The sequence below is a fragment of the Nocardiopsis sp. NRRL B-16309 genome, assembly GCF_001279585.1.
Lineage (GTDB): Bacteria > Actinomycetota > Actinomycetes > Streptosporangiales > Streptosporangiaceae > Nocardiopsis.
The window spans coordinates 73,784-91,261 of sequence record NZ_LGEC01000114.1; the positions used below are offsets into that span (position 1 = coordinate 73,784).

Here is a 17,478-nt window from a genome sequence, read left to right on the forward strand (position 1 = left end):
CGGGAGCGTTGGGCCGGTTCCCCGTTCACCCGTCCCGATACCGCCCTGTTGCCGGATGTCCGCTCTGTTCACCCGGGAGACGCGCGGGGCCCGCGGTTCACCGCGCGTCGCGGATCCGCTTCTCGGTCTCCCGTACCTGCTCCGCCCGGTGCTGCTCGCGGTAGAGCGCCAGGGCCCGCCGCCAGGCCTCGCGGGCGTGTCCCGTCTCGCCGAGGGCGGCATGGGCCTCGGCGAGGCCGCTGAGCGCGTCGGCCTCCTCGGTGGCGCGCGCCAGGCTCCGGTAGAGGCGGACCGCCCGACGGTAGTGCGCGACGGCTTCGGCGTGGCGGCCGGCTCGGGCGGCGACGTAGCCCAGGCTGTCCAGGGCGTCCGCCTCACCGTGCCGGTTGCCGAGGGCCCGGCACGCGTCCAGCGAGGCCTGGCAGTGGGCGCGGCCGAGTTCGTGCCGACCGAACCGCGCCAGGCACCAGCCCAGGTTGTTGAGCGCGCCCGCCTCCCACCACGCGTCACCGACGCTCCGGTACAGGTCCAGGGACCGCTCCCCGTGCTCCACGGCCGACCGCTCGTCCCCGGAGAGGATCGCGGACAGCAGGAGGGCCTGGTGCGTGTGCGCCTGGTTGAGCAGGTCACCGGTGTCCTCGAACCGCGTGAGGGCCTGGACGAGGTGGTCGGCGGGTTCCTCGCCGCGGCGCCCGGCCAGGAGCAGGGCGGAGGCCAGCCCCCGGTGGGCCAGCGCCCTCAGCGTCGGGGCGTCCGGACCGTCCAGCCTGGTCGCGGCGTCGAGCCCGGCACGGCCGTTGGCGACGAAGTCGTCGACCGGGCCGCAGCGCCGCAGGAACAGGTGGGAGTCCCAGCACAGCCGCCAGGCCTGGCGGTGCAGCCCCAGGTCCGAGGCGAGGCGGACCACGGTGGGCAGCCAGGACCGCTCGGCGGAGAACCACTCCATCGCCTCGGCCTCGTTCGACGGCGGCGGGGCCGCCGGGGGCCCGTCGGCCGGTTCCTCGCCTACGGACGAGGCGGTGTCGTGGGGGCCCAGGTGGCGGTTGCCGGCCGCGGCGGTGCGGACGTAGTGGGCGACCAGCGCGTGCAGGGCCCGGCGCCGGTCCTCCTCCGGCTGGTCCCGCTCGGCCCGTTCCCTGCTGTGCAGGCGGACCAGGTCGTGCAGTTCGTAGCGGCCAGGCGCCGGCTGGTGGACGAGGTGGGCCGACTCCAGTGTGCGCAGGAGCACCCGGGTGCGGGCGGGAGCGAGCCCGGCGAGCGCCGCGGTGGCCGGTAGCCCGATGCACTGTCCCGGGGCGAGGCCGAGCAGGCCCAGCAGCCGGGCCGCGGGCCCGGGCAGCGCCCGGTAGGAGGCGTCGAGGACGCCGCGCAGCGACGTGCCGCCATCGCCGGCGTCCAGGGTGTCGAGCCGTGTGGCGGTCTCCCCCAGTTCGGACGCGAGTTCGGCGAGCGGCAGGTGCGGGGTGGCCATGACGTGGGCGGCGGTGATGGTGAGTGCCAGGGGGAGCCCGCCGCTGCCGGCGGCGATCGCGTCCACCGCGTCCGGCTCCCGCGCCGCGCGGCGCTCACCGACTCTGGCGGTGAACAGTCGGCGCGCTCCGGCGGGGGTGAGCGGGTCGAGTGTTACGCCGCGGGCCCCTTCGGTGGCGATCAGACCGCTGAGCCGGTCGCGGCTGGTGACGATGACAGTGCAGGAGGGGGAACCGGGGATCAGGGGGCGGACCTGCTCCGAGTCGCGCGCGTTGTCCAGCACGACCAGGATCCGCTTGCGGGCGAGCAGGCTGCGGAACAGGCCGAACCGCGCGTCGGTACTGGCGGGGACGGCGTTCTGGTCGACTCCCAGAGCGGTGAGGAGGTCGCGGATCGCGGCCTGGGGCGTGGTGGCGGGTGTGCTCGGGGAGAAACCGTGCAGGTTCACGTAGAGCTGGCCGTCGGGGAACCGGTCGAGGTTGTCGTGCGCCCACCGCAGGGCCAGCGAGGTCTTGCCGACCCCGCCCAGACCGCAGACCACGGTGACCGGTACCGCTCCGGGACGCTGGGCCGAGTCGAGTGCGGCGAGGCCCTCCTCGCGTCCGATCAGCACCGGCGGCGCGGGCGGGAGCTGGCCCGGCGCGGGCATGGCCGCGGGCGCGGCGGCCGGGTCCGACCGCAGGCGGGGGGCCGCCACGGGAGACGGGGCGTCCAGGGCCGGGTCGCTGTTGAGGATCCTCAGGTGCAGGTCCCGGAGCTCGGTTCCGGGGTCGGTGCCCATCTCCTCGCCCAGGGCCTTGCGGGTGTGCTCGAAGCGTTCCAGCGCCTGCGCGGCTCGCCCCTCCCGGTACAGCGTGAGCATGAGCTGGCCGATCAGGCGCTCGTCGAGCGGATGCCGTTCGGCGAGGGAGAGCAGGTCGCCGAGCAGGGCCGCCTGCCTGCCCTGGCGCAGCAGCAGGTCGTTGCGGTCGAGTTCGGCCCGGAAGCGTTCCAGCCGCAGCTGTTCGCGGGCCTCGTTGATCCAGGGGCTGTCCAGGGCGCCGAAGGGGTCGGACCGCCACAGGCCGAACGCGTCCTCGTACAGGGCGAGAGCCGGTCCCCCGCTGGGCGAGGCCCGCGCCCTGGCGACCAGGTCGCGGTAGCGGACCAGGTCGATCGCGGCGCACACGTCGGCGGCGACCGCGAGGACGTAGCCGCCCGGACGCCGTTGCACCCTGGTGTCCGTGCCGGACGCGTCCAGGGCCGACCGCAGCCGGGAGACGTAGCTGTACAGGGACGAACGGGCTCCGCTGGGCGGTCGCCGGCCCCAGACCCGGTCGATCAGCCGGTCCACAGTGACCGGACGGTTGGCGTCGGCCAGCAGCCCGAGGAACACGGCCTGCCGCCGCACGTGTCCCAGGTCGACGGGGCGGCCGTCGATCCGTGCCGCGATGTCACCCAGTACGGAGATCTCTAGTGTCATGACCCCACCGGTTCGGAAGATGTCCCAAGGAATGGCGTGACTCGGAGTGGCATCGCCCTGACCGAGCGGTCGGCGTCCGACCGCGCTTTCCGGGCGCGCACTCCCCTCGTCGGGGAATCAGCAGAACGATAGACCTCGGGAGCGCCGACCGGAAGACCGAGGCACTCCATTCCAGGAAGACGAATCCGAACGGGGGAACGCGTTTCTCATGGTCCCTGACCAAGGCCGCAATGGCACCGTGACTGACCCTCCTACACCCTGGCGGGACCATGAGGACAAAAATGAGGAGTTCACGTTGTCCGTCCGGAATCGGCGGCGCCTCCGCGGCACCGAAACCCCTCTCCCTGCGGCCCCTGCGACTCCCCGACGCACGCGCACCGAGCCCGCACTCCGACCGAATGGACCACGGTCGCCCTTTTCCTCGAAAGGACACCGACACCGACCGGCGGGACGGGTCGAAGCAGCCAGAAAAGGGCGGAGATCCGACCGGATCAGGCTCCGAATGGGGAGGAGTGGCACTCATCACGGGAGAACACAGAAGAGACAAAAAACGTCGCCGCTTCATGGAATGCGCACGTGCGGGAGAGGGCCGGAGGAAAGGCGGGGCACCGCCGCACCCGAGGGGTGTTCCGCCCGGGCGCCTCGCGCACGGCCGGACCGCTCAGGACTCCGCGGCGTGCCGGATCGCGTCGAGGACGATGTGGGCGATGTGGTCGTCGACGAGGGAGTACTCGACCTCCCGGGCCTTGCGGTGGGCCGCGACGATCCGCGACGAGCGCAGAACCCGCAGGTGCTGGGAGACCAGGGGCTGGCTCGCTTCCAGGGCGTCGACGAGTTCGTGGACGCACTTGTCACCCTGGGCCAGTTCCCGGACGATCCCCAACCGCAGTGGTGAGGCGAGCGCCCGCAGCAGCTCGCCCGCCGGGCGCAGTTCCCGCAGGGGATCATGAGAGGAAACCGTTGTCATATGCACATATTAGCAAATGACAACGGTTTCCCTTTCCAGCCGGGGGCGGCGCCCCGGGGAAACGGTCAGTGGTCGTCCCAGTGCCCCTCGTGGGCCGCGTGGCGGTGCCCGTCGTGCAGGTAGTCGACGTGGTCGCCGTGCGGGACGGCGACGTGGCCGCAGCCGTGCCCGTGCTCGTGCGCGTCGTGGCCTTCGTGGACCACGTGCCCGGCCGGGACGCACTCGTCGACGTGGTCCTCGTGCACGCGGTGGACGTGGCCGTCGTGCGCGTAGTCGACGTGGTCGCCGTGCGGGAACGTGACGTGGCCGCACGCCTCTCCGTGGGCGTGCGCGTGGTCGCTGTGCGTGCGGTGCTCGGTGGCGCTGGTCATGACCGGACTCCCTGACTCGACGGGACACTGGTTGCGGGACGACCCGAGGGCCCGCGCACACGCAAGGCGCGCGGAGGCCGCGTCGCCGCCCCTCTGATCAATGTATAGCAATACTTGCATAATAGAAGGTAGGAGCCTCCCCGCGCCGGGATTCCCCGTCAAAGCGCACCGGGCTCCGAAGGCAGGCCCAGGCTGCTCCGAAGGCGCTCCGAAGTCGGCCCGGAGGATTCCCGAAGGGGCGCGGCGCAGAGTCGGTGGTGTCACCGCGGCCGGACCGACGGCCGCCCGTCCATCGGAGCACCGCATGAACTCACGTCCCACCGTCAGCGTCCTCGGCCTGGGCAACCTGGGCCGGGCCGTCGCCGAGCGCTTCCTCGAAGCCGGGTACCCCGTCACCGTCTGGAACCGCTCGCCGGAGCGGGCCGAGCGGCTGCGGGCCGGTGGCGCGGCCGTGGCGGCCGGGCCGGCGGCCGCGGTGGCCGCCTCCGAACTCGTCGTGACCGTCCTGCTCGACCACCCGGCGGTCCGGGAGGTGCTGGGCGGCGCGGCGGCCGAACTGGAGGGCCGCACCGTGCTGAACCTGTCTTCCGGCACCCCCGAGCAGGCGGGGGAACTGGCGTCGTGGGCCGCCGGCCGGGGGGCCGCCTTCCTGGCGGGCGCGGTCCTCGCCGTGCCCCAGACCGTGGGCACCGCGGAGGCGCTCACCCAGGTCAGTGGCGACACGGCCGCCTTCGAGCGGTACCGCGCGGTGCTGGACCGGCTGGGTACCGTCCGGTACGCCGGTGCGGGGCCCGAGCTGGCCTCGGCCTACGACGTGGCCGTGCTCGCCGGGATGTACGGGATGTTCTCGGGCTTCTTCCAGTCGCTGGCCCTGGCCGAGGCCTCAGGGATCACGGCCGCGGAGATCACCGAGCTGCTGGTCCCGTGGCTGGCTGGGGCGGCGGCGGTGCTGCCGCTCTTCGCGGGGGAGGCCGACGCCCGGGAGTACGCGACCGAGACGTCGAACCTGAACATCAACCGGGCCGGGTTGGCCGCGATCCTGGACAGCGGCCGGACGCGCGGAGTCCCCGACGACCTGCTCGCCCCGTTGCTGGCCCGGCTCGACCGGCAGGTGGAGGACGGGTACGGCCGGGAGAGCCTGGCCCGCGTCGCGGAGACCTTCCGCTGAGCCGCCGGCGGGTGCGGTCCTCCGACCGGGCTCCGCAGACCGGTGTTCGGCGCGGGTCGTCGGCCGGGCCGCCCTCCCGGCTCCGCACGGCACCGCGCGGGTGGGACCGTGTCGGCGGGCGCGGTCCCCCAGCGCACGCGGGAGTGTACCGGCAGCGGCCCGGCCGAGGCGGCCCGCCTCGGCCGGGAGGTCACCGAACGGCAGGGCCCCCCGGATGCCCCGGACCAGCGCCGACGCCCGCGCCCCCGTCACGTGCGGCCTCTCCGGGCGGCCCGGGCGCCGCCACCATGCCGTCCGCCATGACGATGCGGTGGTCGGCTCCGGACGCCTCCTCCGGAGCGTGGGTGGCGTGGACGACCGTCACCCCCTGGGCGCGGACCCGGTCCACGGTCGCGCGGACGAACTCCAGCGCGTGCCGGTCCAGCCCGGCGGTGGGTTCGTCGAGCAGGAGCAGGTCCGCCTCCTGCGCCAGCCCCTGCGCGACCAGGACGCGCTGGCGCTGGCCGCCGGAGAGCTCTCCCAGCCGTCGATCGGCCAGGTCGGCGACGCCCATCCTGTCCAGGCACTCCCGGACCACCGCCCTGTCGCGCCGGGTCAGCGGGCGCCAGAGCCCCCGGTGCGCCCAGCGCCCCATCGCGACCGTCGTCCGCACGGTGACGGGCAGGGCGTCCTGGACGGCGCTGCGCTGGACCACGAAGGCGGGCCGGGAGCCGCCGTGCCGCGTCACCGTACCCGCGCGCGGCCTGAGCGTGCCCGCCAGGACGCCCAGCAGCGTGGACTTTCCGGAGCCGTTCGCCCCGACCAGGGCGGTGACCTCGCCCTCGGGGATCCGGGCGTCGACGCCCCTGAGCACGTCGGGGCCTCCGTACCCCGCGTACACGCCCTCCAGTACGACCCGGTCCATGGTCATTCCTCCTACGACACCCCGATGTGAAAACGATAATGATTTTCATTGTAGAGTGTCCCACCATGGAAGCCTTCTTCGCGCCCTTCGGGGTCGTCTTCGTCCAGCGCGCACTGTGGGGCGGGATCCTCGTCTCCGCCGTCTGCGCGCTCGCCGGGACGTGGGTGGTGCTGCGCGGCATGGCCTTCCTCGGGGACGCGATGTCGCACGGCATGCTGCCCGGGGTGGCGCTGGCCTCCCTCTTCGGACAGAACCTCCTCCTGGGCGCCGCCCTGGCGGCCGGGACGATGGCCGCCGGGGTCACCGCGCTCGGCCGCTCACCACGCCTGTCCCAGGACACGAGCATCGGACTGCTCTTCGTCGGGATGCTCTCGGTCGGCGTCATCATCGTCTCCCACTCGGCCTCCTTCGCCGTCGACCTCACCGGGTTCCTCTTCGGCGACGTCCTGGCCGTGCGCGAGCGCGACCTGGCCTACCTGGGGGCCGCTCTGGCCGTGGCGCTCGTGGTCGCGGTCGGCGGACACCGGGCCTTCGTCGCGCTGGCCTTCGACTCGCGCAAGGCGCACACCCTGGGGCTGGCGCCCCGCGCGGCGCACGCCGTACTGCTCGGCCTGGTCACCCTGGCGGTGGTCGCCTCCTTCCACGTGGTCGGCACCCTGCTGGTGTTCGGACTGCTCATCGCGCCCCCGGCGGCCGTCGCGCTCTGGGCGCGGAGCATCCCGGTGATCATGCTCGGCGCGGCCCTGCTGGGCAGCGCCGCCACTTTCCTCGGGCTGCTCGTGTCCTGGCACTGGGAGACGGCGGCCGGGGCGACGATCGCGGCCGTGGCCGTGGCGCTGTTCTTCGCCTCCGCACTCGCCTCCGCCGCCCGGCACGCCGCTCCCCGCGCGGGCCGCTCCGGGCGGCCCACCGCCATAGCCCACACGGAAGGACAGACGACCCCATGAAACGCGAACACCGCCCCGGCGCCGTGCTCGGCGCGACCGGACTGGTCGCCCTGCTGGTGCTCACCGGCTGCGCGGGCACCGGTTCCGGCGACGCCCCCGCCCAGGCGGGGGCGTCGGAAGCGGACGAGGTCCCGCACGGCTACGTCGAGGGGGCCGAGGAGACCGCCGAACCCCAGTCGCGCCTGGTCGTCGCCGACACCCGCACCGGGGACGTCCGCGTCCTGGACCTCATCACGGAGGAGGTGACCGCGCTGGACCCGGTACCGGAGGTCGACGGGATCACGGGCGACGGCCGGTTCGCATACCTCCGGTCATCGGATCACGGGACTACGGAGGTCGTGGACAGCGGGGCGTGGACCGTGGACCACGGTGACCACGACCACTACTACAGAACCGGCATCGGGCACGTGGGCACGCTGGAGGACTTCACGGCCGGCGGAGCGGTCACCGACCCCGCCCTGACCTCCCTCGTCGACGGCCACGGCGCCTCTCTGACCCTGGAACGCGGCGCGCTGGAGGACGGCGCCGTCGAACCCGCCGCCGCGGCTCCGGGCGGCTCCGCGACCGCCCTCCCCTACGCGGGAAGGCTCGTGGTGGCCGAAGGCGGCTCCGACGGGCGGGTGCGCGTGGACGACCGGGAGGGCGCCGAACAGCAGACCCTCGACGCGGCGTGCACCGACCCCGGCGGCGCCGCGGTCACCCGACGGGGCCTGGTCCTCACCTGCCGGGAGGGCGCCCTCCACGTGACCGAGGAGGACGACGCCCTCGTCGCCGAGACACTCCCCTACCCGGACGGCGGCGGCTCCCGGACGGAGTCCTTCCACCACCGGCCCGGCTCCGCCGTCCTGGCCGCCCTGTCCACCGACGGCGACGTGTGGGTCCTCGACCTCTCGGAGCCGGCCTGGACCCGGCTGGACGTGCCCGACGCCGTCGCGGTGAGCGCGATCGGCGAGGACACCTCCGTCCTGGTGCTGACCGCGGACGGGACCCTGCGCTCCCTGGACCCGCGGACGGGCGAGGAGCGGGCCGGGACCGCCCTCCTCGACACGGTGGGCGAGGACCCCGCCCCGACGATCCAGGTCGACACCAGCCGCGCCTACGTCAACGACGCCGGGGCGGGCCTCATCCACGAGATCGACTACAACGACGACCTGCGGGTCGCGCGGACCCTCGACGCCGGGATCGCGCCGCACCTCATGGTCGAGACGGGACGGTGACGGACATGAGGACACCGATCGCGCGGCGCCTGGGCGCCGCCGCACTCGCCCTCGCCGCGACCGCCCTGGCGGTGACCTCCTGCGCGGCGCAGGACGGCCGGGGCCAGGGCATCGTCGTGACGACCAACATCCTGGGCGACATCACCCGCACCATCGTGGGCGAGCAGGCCGAGGTCACCGTCCTGATGAAGCCCAACGCCGACCCCCACTCCTTCGGGATCTCGGCCCAGGAGGCCGCGGCCGTCGAGAACGCGGCGCTCGTGGTCTACAACGGCCTCGGCCTGGAGGAGGGCGTGCTGCGCAACGTCGCGGCGGCGGAGGAGGCCGGGGTGGCCGCCCTGGAGGTCGGCGCGGGCGTGGACCCGCTCCCCTACGCCTCCGACGAGAACGAGGGCGAGCCCGACCCCCACTTCTGGACCGACCCGCGGCGGGTCGTCCAGGCCGTCGACCTGATCACCGAGAGCGTGGTCGAGCGGGTCGACGGGGTGGACGCCGACGCCGTGCGCGCCAACGCCGAGGCCTACACGGCGGAGCTGGACGAGCTCGACACCTGGATGGCCGAGGAGTTCTCCGCCATCCCCGAGCAGGACCGCAGGCTCGTGACCAACCACCACGTCTTCGGCTACCTCGCCGACCGCTACGGCTTCGAGGTCATCGGCACGGTGATCCCCAGCGGAACCACCCTGGCCTCCCCCAGCACCGCCGACCTCAAGGACCTGTCCGACACCGTGCGCGAGGCGGGCGTCGACGCCGTCTTCGCCGACTCCTCCCAGCCCGACCGGCTGGCCAGTGTCATGGCGCAGGAGGCGGGGGTCGACATCGAGGTGATCCCCCTGTTCTCCGAATCGCTGAGCGAGGAGGGCGAGGGCGCGGCCAACTATCTGGAGATGACCCGCTCCAACACCGAATCCATCGTCACCGGACTCGGTGACGACTGACCCGGACCCCGGGTTCCCACACCGCGGCGGGCTCCGCCCCTCGGCACGACCGCGGCCCTTCCATCAGAACATCTGGAGACACCACCCATGAGTATGGCGAAACACCTCAGGAACTGGGCGGCCCCGCCCGTGCTGGTCTCGGCCGGCCTCCTGCTGACCGCCTGCGGCGCGGGACAGGACACGGCCGCCGAGGACGGCGGCGACCCGGTCGCGGCGGAGGCCGCGGCCGTCACCGATCCGGTCGTGACCACCTACGACGGCGGACTGTACGTCCTGGACGGCGACACCCTGGAGGTCGCCGCGGACATCAAGCTGGAGGGCTTCAACCGGATCAACCCGGCCGGCGACGACCGGCACGTGCTCGTCTCCACGTCCGAGGGCTTCCAGGTCCTGGACGCCGCCGGCGGCGAGCTGACCGACACCCTCTTCGCCGCCGAGGCGCCCGGGCACGTCGTCCGGCACGGTGGCCGGACCGTGCTGTTCGCCGACGGCACCGGCGAGGTCACCGCCTTCGACTCCGATGCCCTGGGCGACGGCCTCCCCGAGGACACCGAGGTCTACCTGAGCGAGGAGGCCCACCACGGTGTGGCCATCGAACTGACCAGCGGCGAACTCGTCACCACCCTCGGCGACGAGGAGGAGCGCGTGGGCGCCCTGGCCCTGGACGCCGACGGCGAGGAGATCGCCCGCAACGAGGAGTGCCCCGGCGTCCACGGTGAGGCCACCGCCGAGGACGAGGTGGTCGTCATCGGCTGTGAGGACGGCGTACTGCTCTACCAGGACGGCGAGTTCTCCAAGGTCGACGGCCTCGACGACTACTCGCGGATCGGCAACCAGGCCGGATCGGAGGAGTCCCCGATCGTGCTCGGCGACTACAAGACCGACCCGGACGCCGAGCTGGAGCGCCCCGAGCGGATCGCCCTCATCGACACGGCCGAGGCCGAGCTCACCGTGGTCGACCTGCCCAGCAGCTACACCTTCCGCTCCCTCGGGCGGGGGCCGGACAGCGAGGCCCTGGTGCTGGGCACCGACGGCGCCCTGCACGTGATCGACCCCGAGGCGGGCGAGGTCGTGGACAGCATCGAGATCATGGACTCCTGGGAGGAGCCCCTGGAGTGGCAGGACGCCCGGCCCGCGCTGTTCGTGCGCGGCGGGACCGCCTACGTGAGCGACCCCGCCACCCGACAGGTGCACGCCGTGGACCTGGCCGCGGGCGAGGTCACCGCCTCCACCACCCTGGACGAGGCGCCGAACGAGCTCAGCGGCGTCACGTCCTGACCGTTCCGGCGACCGCCCCGGCGGGTCGGCGCACCGCGCGTCGGCCCGCCGGGGCGGTGGCGACGCCCCCGTGTCCGGGGGCCGTCATCGGCCCGCCGGGGCGGTGGCGACGCCCCCGTGTCCGGGGGCCGTCATCGGCGCGGCTCCCAGCGGAAGACGCGGGCGGCCAGCGCGACGGCCACGACGACCCAGGCCAGCGTCGGCGCCAGCAGAATGAGCGACTCACCGAGGGGACGCCGCCGTTCCAGGCGTTGACCACGAGTTCGGCGGCCGATCCGCCGGGGAGCAGGCGCTTGAGCAGGGTGAGTTCCTCCGTGCCGGTGAACCCCACCCAGCCGGACACGGCGAGGGTCCCGACCAGCAGGGGCAGGGTGGTCACCTGTGCGTGTTCGGGCGAGTTGGTCAGTCCGGCGGTGGCCAGGCCGAACCCGAGCATCATGGCCACCGCCGCCAGGACGGCCGCCGCCAGGAGCAGGACGTCGGCCGGTCCGGCCGCGACCGCGGTCAGCACGGTCAGGACCACGGCGACCTGGAGCAGGGTGATGACGGTCGCCGGGAGCAGGAGTCCGGTGAGGATGGCGGGGTCGGCCGCGGCGGTGGAGCGGAGCCGCTTGAGGAAGAGGTTCTGCCGACGGGAGGCGAGCGTGGTCACCGTGGTGGCGTAGAGCCCCATCACCACCATGATGAACACCAGGACCGCGGCGACGGCACCGAGGTCCAGGTCCGGCAGGAGCCGGTGCAGGTAGATGTAGAAGGCGCTGGAGGCGGCGGGAACCACGAACATGGTGACCAGGACCAACCGGTTGCGGAAGATCTGGATCAGCTCGCCCTGGGCGATCGGGAGCATGGCGGAAGTCCTCGTGCTGGAAGGCGCGCTGGTCGCCCGTCCGGCAGTGGTGCCGCGTCACCACGGCGCCATGACGATCGTCCCGGCGGGGGCATGACGCGATGTCACTGTCGGCGCCGTGTCCGGCGCGCCGCGGGGCGTCGTTCGCCGCCGTCGAGGTGACGGGCGGCGGCGACACGGTGGCCCGCGGCTACGGCCGCCGCGGCCTCACCGTGGAGCCGCGGCGGCGCGCCCGCGGGCCCGCCCCGCTCACCACCCGGTCCGCAACAGGTGGTTGACGAGCAGGGCGGTCGCCGCCTGGAGCGCGAGCCACACCCGGTGGTCGCGGCGGGGCAGCAGCGCCGCGGCCGGGACCAGCCACAGGACGAAGGGGAGCCAGATGCGCTCGGTCTCGGCCTTGCTCATCCCCGACAGGTCGGCGACGGCGATCGCGCAGACCGCGGCCGCGGCGAGCACGGCCACCGCGCCGCCCGGGTCCTCCACCGGGCGCGGCCCCGAGCGCACCGCCCACGGAAGCCGGGCCAGGGACCGCCGCAGGCCCGCGACGGAGGCGGCTCCCGCCGAGAGCACCACCGTGGCGAGGTTCGCCCAGACCCAGTAGCCGTAGGGCCGGATCGCGGCCACGCCCTGGTAGTAGCGCTCCACCACCAGGCGGTACCCCTCCCACCACCAGAAGCCCGCCGCCGTGAACGCCGCGGCGACCGCCAGCGCCCCCGCCAGGGCGTAGGGCAGCGGACGCGCGGTCCGCGCGCACACCAGGACGGCCACCGCGGGGATCGCGATCAGGGCCAGCCCGTAGGACAGGTACACCGTCCAACCGAGCAGCAGCCCGGCGGCGAGCGCCGTCGCCCGGGGCGCGCGGGCGTTCGGGGACGCCGCCACCGCGAGCAGGGCCAGCCCCCACGCCGCCACCCCCGCGAAGTAGCCGTCCGCCGAGGCGCCGACCCAGACCGCGCCGGGGAACAGGGCCAGGAACGGAGCCGCGGTGCGGGCCGCGCCCTCGGCTCCGAGCGCGCGGAGCGCGACCAGGACGGCCGCCGCGGCCGACGCCCCCGCCACCACGCACCAGGCCCCCGCCCACGCGCCGCCGCCCAGGCCCAGCCGGTCCAGGGCGACGAACGTCAGGACCGCGCCGGGAGGGTGCCCGGCCACGTGGGTGGGCCAGTTGTCGGGCTGTCCCACGAGGATGTGGCCGGTGAAGCCGCGCAGCGCGGCGCCCGCGTCCGCGAACCGGTCGACCGACGCCAGGTACTCGTAGGGCGATTCCAGCGGCTCGGCGAACCCCCGCCACCCGTCGACGAGGGCGAGGGCGAACGTCCACACCGTGGACGCGGCCCAGGTGAGCGCCACCAACGGGCGCCAGGCCAGGGTCCGCGCCAGGGCGGGGCCCGCGGCGACCACCGCCGCGGCCAGGACGACGGCGGCGACGGTCCCGGGTCCGGTGTGCGGGGCCCAGGAGGCGTACAGCGGGGGCCAGTCCACGTACAGAGCGCCGTCGGCGCGCTCGATGGCGCGTCCGACCAGCGCGGCGAGCACGACCAGGGCCGCCGCACCGAGCGCCGTGAGCGCGTCGAGCCGGCGTCCGGAGCGCACGTCGCCGACCGCTTCGTGGTCATGGGACCGGAGGTCGCGCGGCGTCACGCCGCCACCCTAGGCCGGGCGGACCGGGACGGCCACGACCGCCCGTCGGAGTGTCGTCACAGCAGCGGAAGGCCAGCTCGGAGCGCGTTTCGCTGCCGCGGCGCACGGGCCGTCCGGCCTAGCATGATCGCGTGTGCGGCCCGGCCCGCCGCGACGAGGACGCTAGGAGGCCGCGCGTGGACGAGGGCAGCGATCACCCGGGCGGTCCCGGTTCGGGAGGCGCACCCGGTCCGGGCGGTCCCGGTTCGGGAGGCGCCGAGGGCCCGCCGCCGAAGCGGTGGCGTGCGCTACTCAGGGACGGTCCCGCCTTCGGGCCGACGCGCCCCGGCTTCTGGCGCAGTCCGGTCCGCGGCCGCTGGACGACGTCGGTCCTGGGCGCGGTCCTGCTGGTCGGGCTGACGGTGGTGACCGTCACCGGTCTGCTCTCCTACGCCGCCTACAACCCCGACCTGACCCCCGTCAACGACAAGACCCCCGACAAGGGGCTGCTCGGTTTCTACCTCTTCCCGTGGCCGACCGATCCGCACTGGCTCTACCGGCTGACGCAGGGGCTGCACGTGACGCTGGGCATCGTGCTGGTCCCGGTCCTGCTGGCAAAGCTCTGGTCGGTCGCGCCCCTGTTCTTCACCTGGCCGCCGGTCCGCTCCGTGGCGCACGCCCTCGAACGGGTGTCCCTGCTCCTCCTCGTGGGCGGAGCACTGTTCGTCTTCGCCACCGGTGTGCTGAACGTCCAGCTCGAGTACGTCTTCCCCGGTTCGTTCTACGTCCTGCACTTCTACGGCTCCTGGGTGTTCCTCGCCGGCCTGGCCGTCCACCTCGGCACCAAGGTGCCGGTCATGGTCCGGACGCTGCGCGCGGGTCCCGCGGATGCTCCGGTCCCCGGACCGGGGCGGCCCGCCGGAGCCGACCTGGGCGAGCCGCCCGGGCTCAGGACCCCGAACCCCGCGCCCGCGACGCTCTCGCGCGGCGGAGTGCTGGGCCTGGTGGGGCTGGGGTCGCTGACGCTGTTCGCGGTGACGGTGGGACAGAGCATCGGGGGCCCGCTGCGGGCGACCGCGCTCTTGGCGCCGCGCGGCCGGGCCTCGGGAGAGGGCCCCAACGACTTCCCGGTCAACACGACCGCGTCCCGTGCCGGGGTCGGCGCGGGCGAGACCGGCGAGGACTGGCGGCTGACCGTGCGCGGCGGCGGCCGGGAGGCGGTCCTCACACGGCAGGAGCTGCTCGCCCTCCCCCAGCACCGGGCGGCCCTGCCGATCGCCTGCGTGGAGGGGTGGTCGACCCGGGACCAGGAGTGGTCCGGTGTGCGCCTGTCCGACCTGGCCGACCTCGTCGGTGCCGCGGCTCCGGTGTGGGTGCTGGTGGAGTCGGTCCAGCGCACGGGAAGCTTCACCAGTGCCGGGTTGCACGCGGGGCAGGTCGCCGACCCCCGTTCCCTGCTGGCCCTGCGCGTCAACGGCGCGGACCTCTCCCTGGACCACGGGTACCCGGCCCGCGTCATCGTCCCGGCCGCCCCGGGCGTGCACAACACGAAGTGGGTCGGGCGGCTCACCTTCGAGGACGCGTGATGGGCGCCCTGCGGCGCTGGTACGGGGCCCCGGTGTCCCACCTGCTCCTCATGGCCGGGTCGTTCGCCCTGGCGGCGTACGCGGGCGTACGGCTCCTGGGCGGCGACCCCGTGGGCGTCGCCGTGTGGTTCGTCGGCGCCGTCGTCCTCCACGACCTGGTGCTCGTGCCCGCCTACACGCTCGCCGACCGCGGCTGGCAGGCCGTGGCCGGGCTCCTGGTCGGTGCCGGACGCGGCGGGCACGGCGGAGCGCGTGCACGCGGCACACGCGGCACACGCGGGGAGCACGGCGACCGGGCGCGGATCCGGCTCGTCAACCACGTGCGCGTCCCCGCCGTGCTCTCCGCGTTGCTGTTCGCGGTCTACTTCCCCCTCATCCTGGGACCGTCGGACGCCTACCTGTCCAAGAGCGGGCTTCCGGGGCACCCGTTCGCCGGGCGCTGGCTGTTGCTCTGCGCGCTGCTCTTCGCCGCCTCGGCGGTGGTCGGAGCCGTCCGGTACGCCCGCGGCGCGGTCGCCGACCGCTCGGGCTGAGCGGTCCGCCCGCCCGGGGGCCGAGCGTCCGCCGCGGCCACCGGCGCGCCCGCGGCGGAGCGCAGCGCCACGAACCGGCGCTCGTCGGCCTCCCACACGTCCGCCCGGGTCCACTCCGCCCGCTCGGCCAGCCGCAACAGCGCGGGGATCCCGAGCCTGGCCCAGGGGAAGGGGTCGCCGAGACGGCCCCGTTCGTCGCAGATCCGCACGGTCATGTGTTCGCACACGTCGCCGGGGGCGGTCTCGACGATCAGCAGTCCACCGGCCCGGACCAGGCTCCGGATCCGGGAGAGCAGTCGCCCGGGCGCCCCGCCGATCCCGATGTTGCCGTCCACCAGCAGGGCGGTGTCCCAGCCGCCCTCCTGCGGCAGCGGATCGAACGCCGACCGGCACAGGGCTCGGCCGCCGGAGGCGGTGGCGCGGGCCACGGCCGTCGGGTTGGGGTCGATCCCCAGGGCCGACCGGCCGCGCCCGGCCAGCGCCGCGACGAGGCGTCCGGGGCCGCAGCCCACGTCCAGGACGCTGCCCTCGCAGCGGTCCAGGAGGGCGGCGTCGACCGTGTCGACCGCGCCGCACCAGCGTTCGACGTCCAGCGGCAGCGCCGACCCGTCGGATCGCCGCAGGTACAGCGGACCGCCGCCCCGGACCAGGGCCTCGGTGTACGGGTCGCAGCGCCACGCCGCGACCTCGGCCGGGACGACTCCCGCCTCGGCCGTGCTCATCGCGCCACCCCGCTCGCCCGGTCGCTGACCGCCCGCGCGAACCGGCTCCCGGGTGCCTGGTGCGCGACCCGGTCGACGTCGGCCGCCGTGTCCACGTCCGCCAGGACCGGCAGGTCGCCGACCCGCAGGCCCGCGTCGGTCAGGCGTCGGCGCTGGATCCGGCCGGTCCGGTCCGTCGACATCGGCACGCCCAGCACCAGCGCGGGATCGGGGTCGGCCAGGCCCAGGGCCCAGAACCCCCCGTCCTCGCTGGGGCCGAACCAGGCGTCGGCGCGGCGCCAGGCGTCGGCGGCCAGCACGGGGGCGAGGATCCGCTGTGTGACCTGCGGTGTGTCCATGCCCAGCAGCAGGGCGGGCCCCGAGCACCCGGCGAACGCGGCGGCCAGGCGCTCGTCCAGCCCACCGCCCGACTGGGGGACGACGTCGAACCCGCCGTCCGGCAGCCACGGCCCCGGCCGTCCCTCCAGCACCAGCACCCTCCTGCGTGCGGGCAGCGACAGCACCGTGGCCAGGGTGTCGGCGAGCGCGGCGGCGGCCAGGCGAGCGGCCTCCTCGGCGGTGTACTCGGGCGTCAGCCGGGTCTTGACCCGCCCGGGCACGGGTTCCTTGGCGATCACCAGGAAGGTCGTCGCCCCCACGGGCCCGGCGCCCCGCCCGGCGGCGGGATCCCGCCCTGGGGCGTTCACCGCTCGCCCCCGTCGGGGTGCGCCGGTGTGCGCGCGGGCTCGCGCAGGACCGCCGACATGTCCCGTACCGCCGTCCACGTCCCACGCCAGGTGCCCGTCACCTTGGAGGCGCCGGTTCGCGGGAGGTAGGGGACGTCCACCTCCTCGATCCGCCAGCCGGCGTCCGCGGCCCGCACGACCGTCTCCAGGGGGTAGCCGGAGCGCCGGTCGGTCAGGCCGAGGCCGAGCAGGTCCGTCCGCCGGGCGGCGCGCATGGGTCCGATGTCGCGGATCCGCACGCCGGTGCGTCGGCGCAGCATGCCCGCGACCGCCGCGTTGCCCAGTCGGGCGTGGACGGGCCAGGCGCCGCCGCGGGCGGGGCGGCGGCGCCCCACGACCAGGTCGGCCCGGTCCTCGCGTACGGCGTCCACCATGCGCGGGAGCAGGCCCGGGTCCAGGGAGGCGTCGCAGTCGCAGAAGCAGACGATCTCGGCGGTCGCGGCGAGGAGTCCCGCGTGGCAGGCCGAGCCGAATCCGCGCCGCAGCTCGGGGACGACCAGGGCGCCCAGTGCCGCGGCGACGCGGGCGGAGTCGTCGGTGGACCCGTTGTCGACCACGATCGGCCGCCACCCGGCGGGCACGCGCTCGATGACCCAGGGCAGGGCCGCCGCCTCGTCCAGGCACGGCAGGACCACGTCCACCGGGGGTGGCCGCTCCCCTCGCGCCGGGGCCTCGGGCTCACCCGAGGGTTGGTCACTCTCCGTATCCGAAACTTCGCGCTGT

The 17,478-nt window shown here is 74.7% G+C and carries 15 protein-coding genes and 1 pseudogene; 7 read left to right on the plus strand and 9 right to left on the minus strand.

Features of this window, described 5'->3' with window-relative positions:
* Positions 1–97: 97 nt before the first annotated feature.
* From ADL05_RS24850 to ADL05_RS24860, 3 genes are all read right to left on the minus strand, one after another.
* Positions 98–2,932, minus strand: coding sequence for a BTAD domain-containing putative transcriptional regulator (locus tag ADL05_RS24850; protein WP_053619431.1), 2,835 nt, complete (start codon positions 2,930–2,932; stop codon positions 98–100).
* Between the two features lie 661 nt (positions 2,933–3,593).
* A complete protein-coding gene (locus ADL05_RS24855) occupies positions 3,594–3,899 on the minus strand; it encodes a metalloregulator ArsR/SmtB family transcription factor (protein ID WP_053619432.1) in 306 nt (101 codons plus the stop codon).
* Between the two features lie 65 nt (positions 3,900–3,964).
* Positions 3,965–4,270 carry a hypothetical protein gene (locus ADL05_RS24860; protein WP_053619433.1) on the minus strand — a complete coding sequence of 102 codons (306 nt, stop codon included), beginning with the start codon at positions 4,268–4,270 and terminating at the stop codon, positions 3,965–3,967.
* 100 nt (positions 4,271–4,370) lie between these two features.
* On the opposite strand from ADL05_RS24860, the gene ADL05_RS24865 reads away from it, so the two are divergent.
* Complete coding sequence (locus ADL05_RS24865) at positions 4,371–5,438, plus strand: NAD(P)-dependent oxidoreductase (protein WP_369800992.1); 1,068 nt, start codon at positions 4,371–4,373, stop codon at positions 5,436–5,438.
* 190 nt (positions 5,439–5,628) lie between these two features.
* Here the strand turns inward: ADL05_RS24865 and aztA are convergent, their stop codons facing one another.
* Positions 5,629–6,342, minus strand: a complete 714-nt coding sequence (gene aztA, locus ADL05_RS24870; RefSeq protein WP_053619435.1) for a zinc ABC transporter ATP-binding protein AztA — start codon at positions 6,340–6,342, stop codon at positions 5,629–5,631.
* 65 nt (positions 6,343–6,407) lie between these two features.
* Here aztA and aztB point away from each other — a divergent pair, with 65 nt between their 5' ends.
* The 4 genes from aztB (at position 6,408) to aztD (ending at position 10,722) form a co-directional block, all read left to right on the plus strand.
* A complete protein-coding gene (aztB, locus tag ADL05_RS24875) occupies positions 6,408–7,289 on the plus strand; it encodes a zinc ABC transporter permease AztB (protein WP_053619436.1) in 882 nt (293 codons plus the stop codon).
* Complete coding sequence (locus tag ADL05_RS24880; RefSeq protein ID WP_053619437.1) at positions 7,286–8,506, plus strand: hypothetical protein; 1,221 nt, start codon at positions 7,286–7,288, stop codon at positions 8,504–8,506. Before aztB ends, ADL05_RS24880 begins: the two co-directional genes overlap by 4 nt.
* A 5-nt stretch (positions 8,507–8,511) precedes the next feature.
* On the plus strand, positions 8,512–9,444 hold the full coding sequence (aztC, locus tag ADL05_RS24885; protein WP_053619782.1) for a zinc ABC transporter substrate-binding protein AztC: 933 nt from the start codon (positions 8,512–8,514) through the stop codon (positions 9,442–9,444).
* 87 nt (positions 9,445–9,531) lie between these two features.
* Complete coding sequence (gene aztD, locus ADL05_RS24890) at positions 9,532–10,722, plus strand: zinc metallochaperone AztD (RefSeq protein WP_255351865.1); 1,191 nt, start codon at positions 9,532–9,534, stop codon at positions 10,720–10,722.
* Here aztD and ADL05_RS24895 read toward each other — a convergent pair.
* Both ADL05_RS24895 and ADL05_RS24900 read right to left on the minus strand, forming a co-directional pair.
* The gene (locus ADL05_RS24895) at positions 10,712–11,569 is read right to left on the minus strand and encodes an ABC transporter permease (RefSeq protein ID WP_231640901.1); all 858 of its coding nucleotides are present in this window, start codon (positions 11,567–11,569) and stop codon (positions 10,712–10,714) included. The two genes, aztD and ADL05_RS24895, sit on opposite strands and share 11 nt — an antisense overlap.
* 249 nt (positions 11,570–11,818) lie before the next feature.
* Positions 11,819–13,210, minus strand: a complete 1,392-nt coding sequence (locus ADL05_RS24900) for a hypothetical protein (RefSeq protein ID WP_053619438.1) — start codon at positions 13,208–13,210, stop codon at positions 11,819–11,821.
* 176 nt (positions 13,211–13,386) lie between these two features.
* Between ADL05_RS24900 and ADL05_RS24905 the strand changes: the two genes are divergently transcribed.
* Both ADL05_RS24905 and ADL05_RS30075 read left to right on the plus strand, forming a co-directional pair.
* On the plus strand, positions 13,387–14,775 hold the full coding sequence (locus ADL05_RS24905) for a molybdopterin-dependent oxidoreductase (protein ID WP_053619439.1): 1,389 nt from the start codon (positions 13,387–13,389) through the stop codon (positions 14,773–14,775).
* Complete coding sequence (locus ADL05_RS30075) at positions 14,775–15,308, plus strand: hypothetical protein (protein ID WP_197285925.1); 534 nt, start codon at positions 14,775–14,777, stop codon at positions 15,306–15,308. The genes ADL05_RS24905 and ADL05_RS30075 overlap by 1 nt, the downstream gene beginning before the upstream one ends.
* Before the next feature lie 242 nt (positions 15,309–15,550).
* On the opposite strand, the pseudogene ADL05_RS31990 reads toward ADL05_RS30075, so the two are convergent.
* The 3 genes and pseudogenes from ADL05_RS31990 to ADL05_RS24920 all read right to left on the minus strand — a co-directional run.
* A pseudogene (locus ADL05_RS31990) lies at positions 15,551–16,030 on the minus strand (class I SAM-dependent methyltransferase); the annotation flags it as partial.
* Positions 16,027–16,668: a DUF2064 domain-containing protein gene (locus ADL05_RS24915; protein ID WP_231640902.1), complete on the minus strand. Its 642-nt coding sequence runs from the start codon at positions 16,666–16,668 to the stop codon at positions 16,027–16,029. The pseudogene ADL05_RS31990 and the gene ADL05_RS24915, both read right to left, overlap by 4 nt.
* A 44-nt stretch (positions 16,669–16,712) precedes the next feature.
* The gene (locus ADL05_RS24920) at positions 16,713–17,396 is read right to left on the minus strand and encodes a glycosyltransferase family 2 protein (protein ID WP_231640903.1); all 684 of its coding nucleotides are present in this window, start codon (positions 17,394–17,396) and stop codon (positions 16,713–16,715) included.
* Between the last annotated feature and the right edge of the window lie 82 nt (positions 17,397–17,478).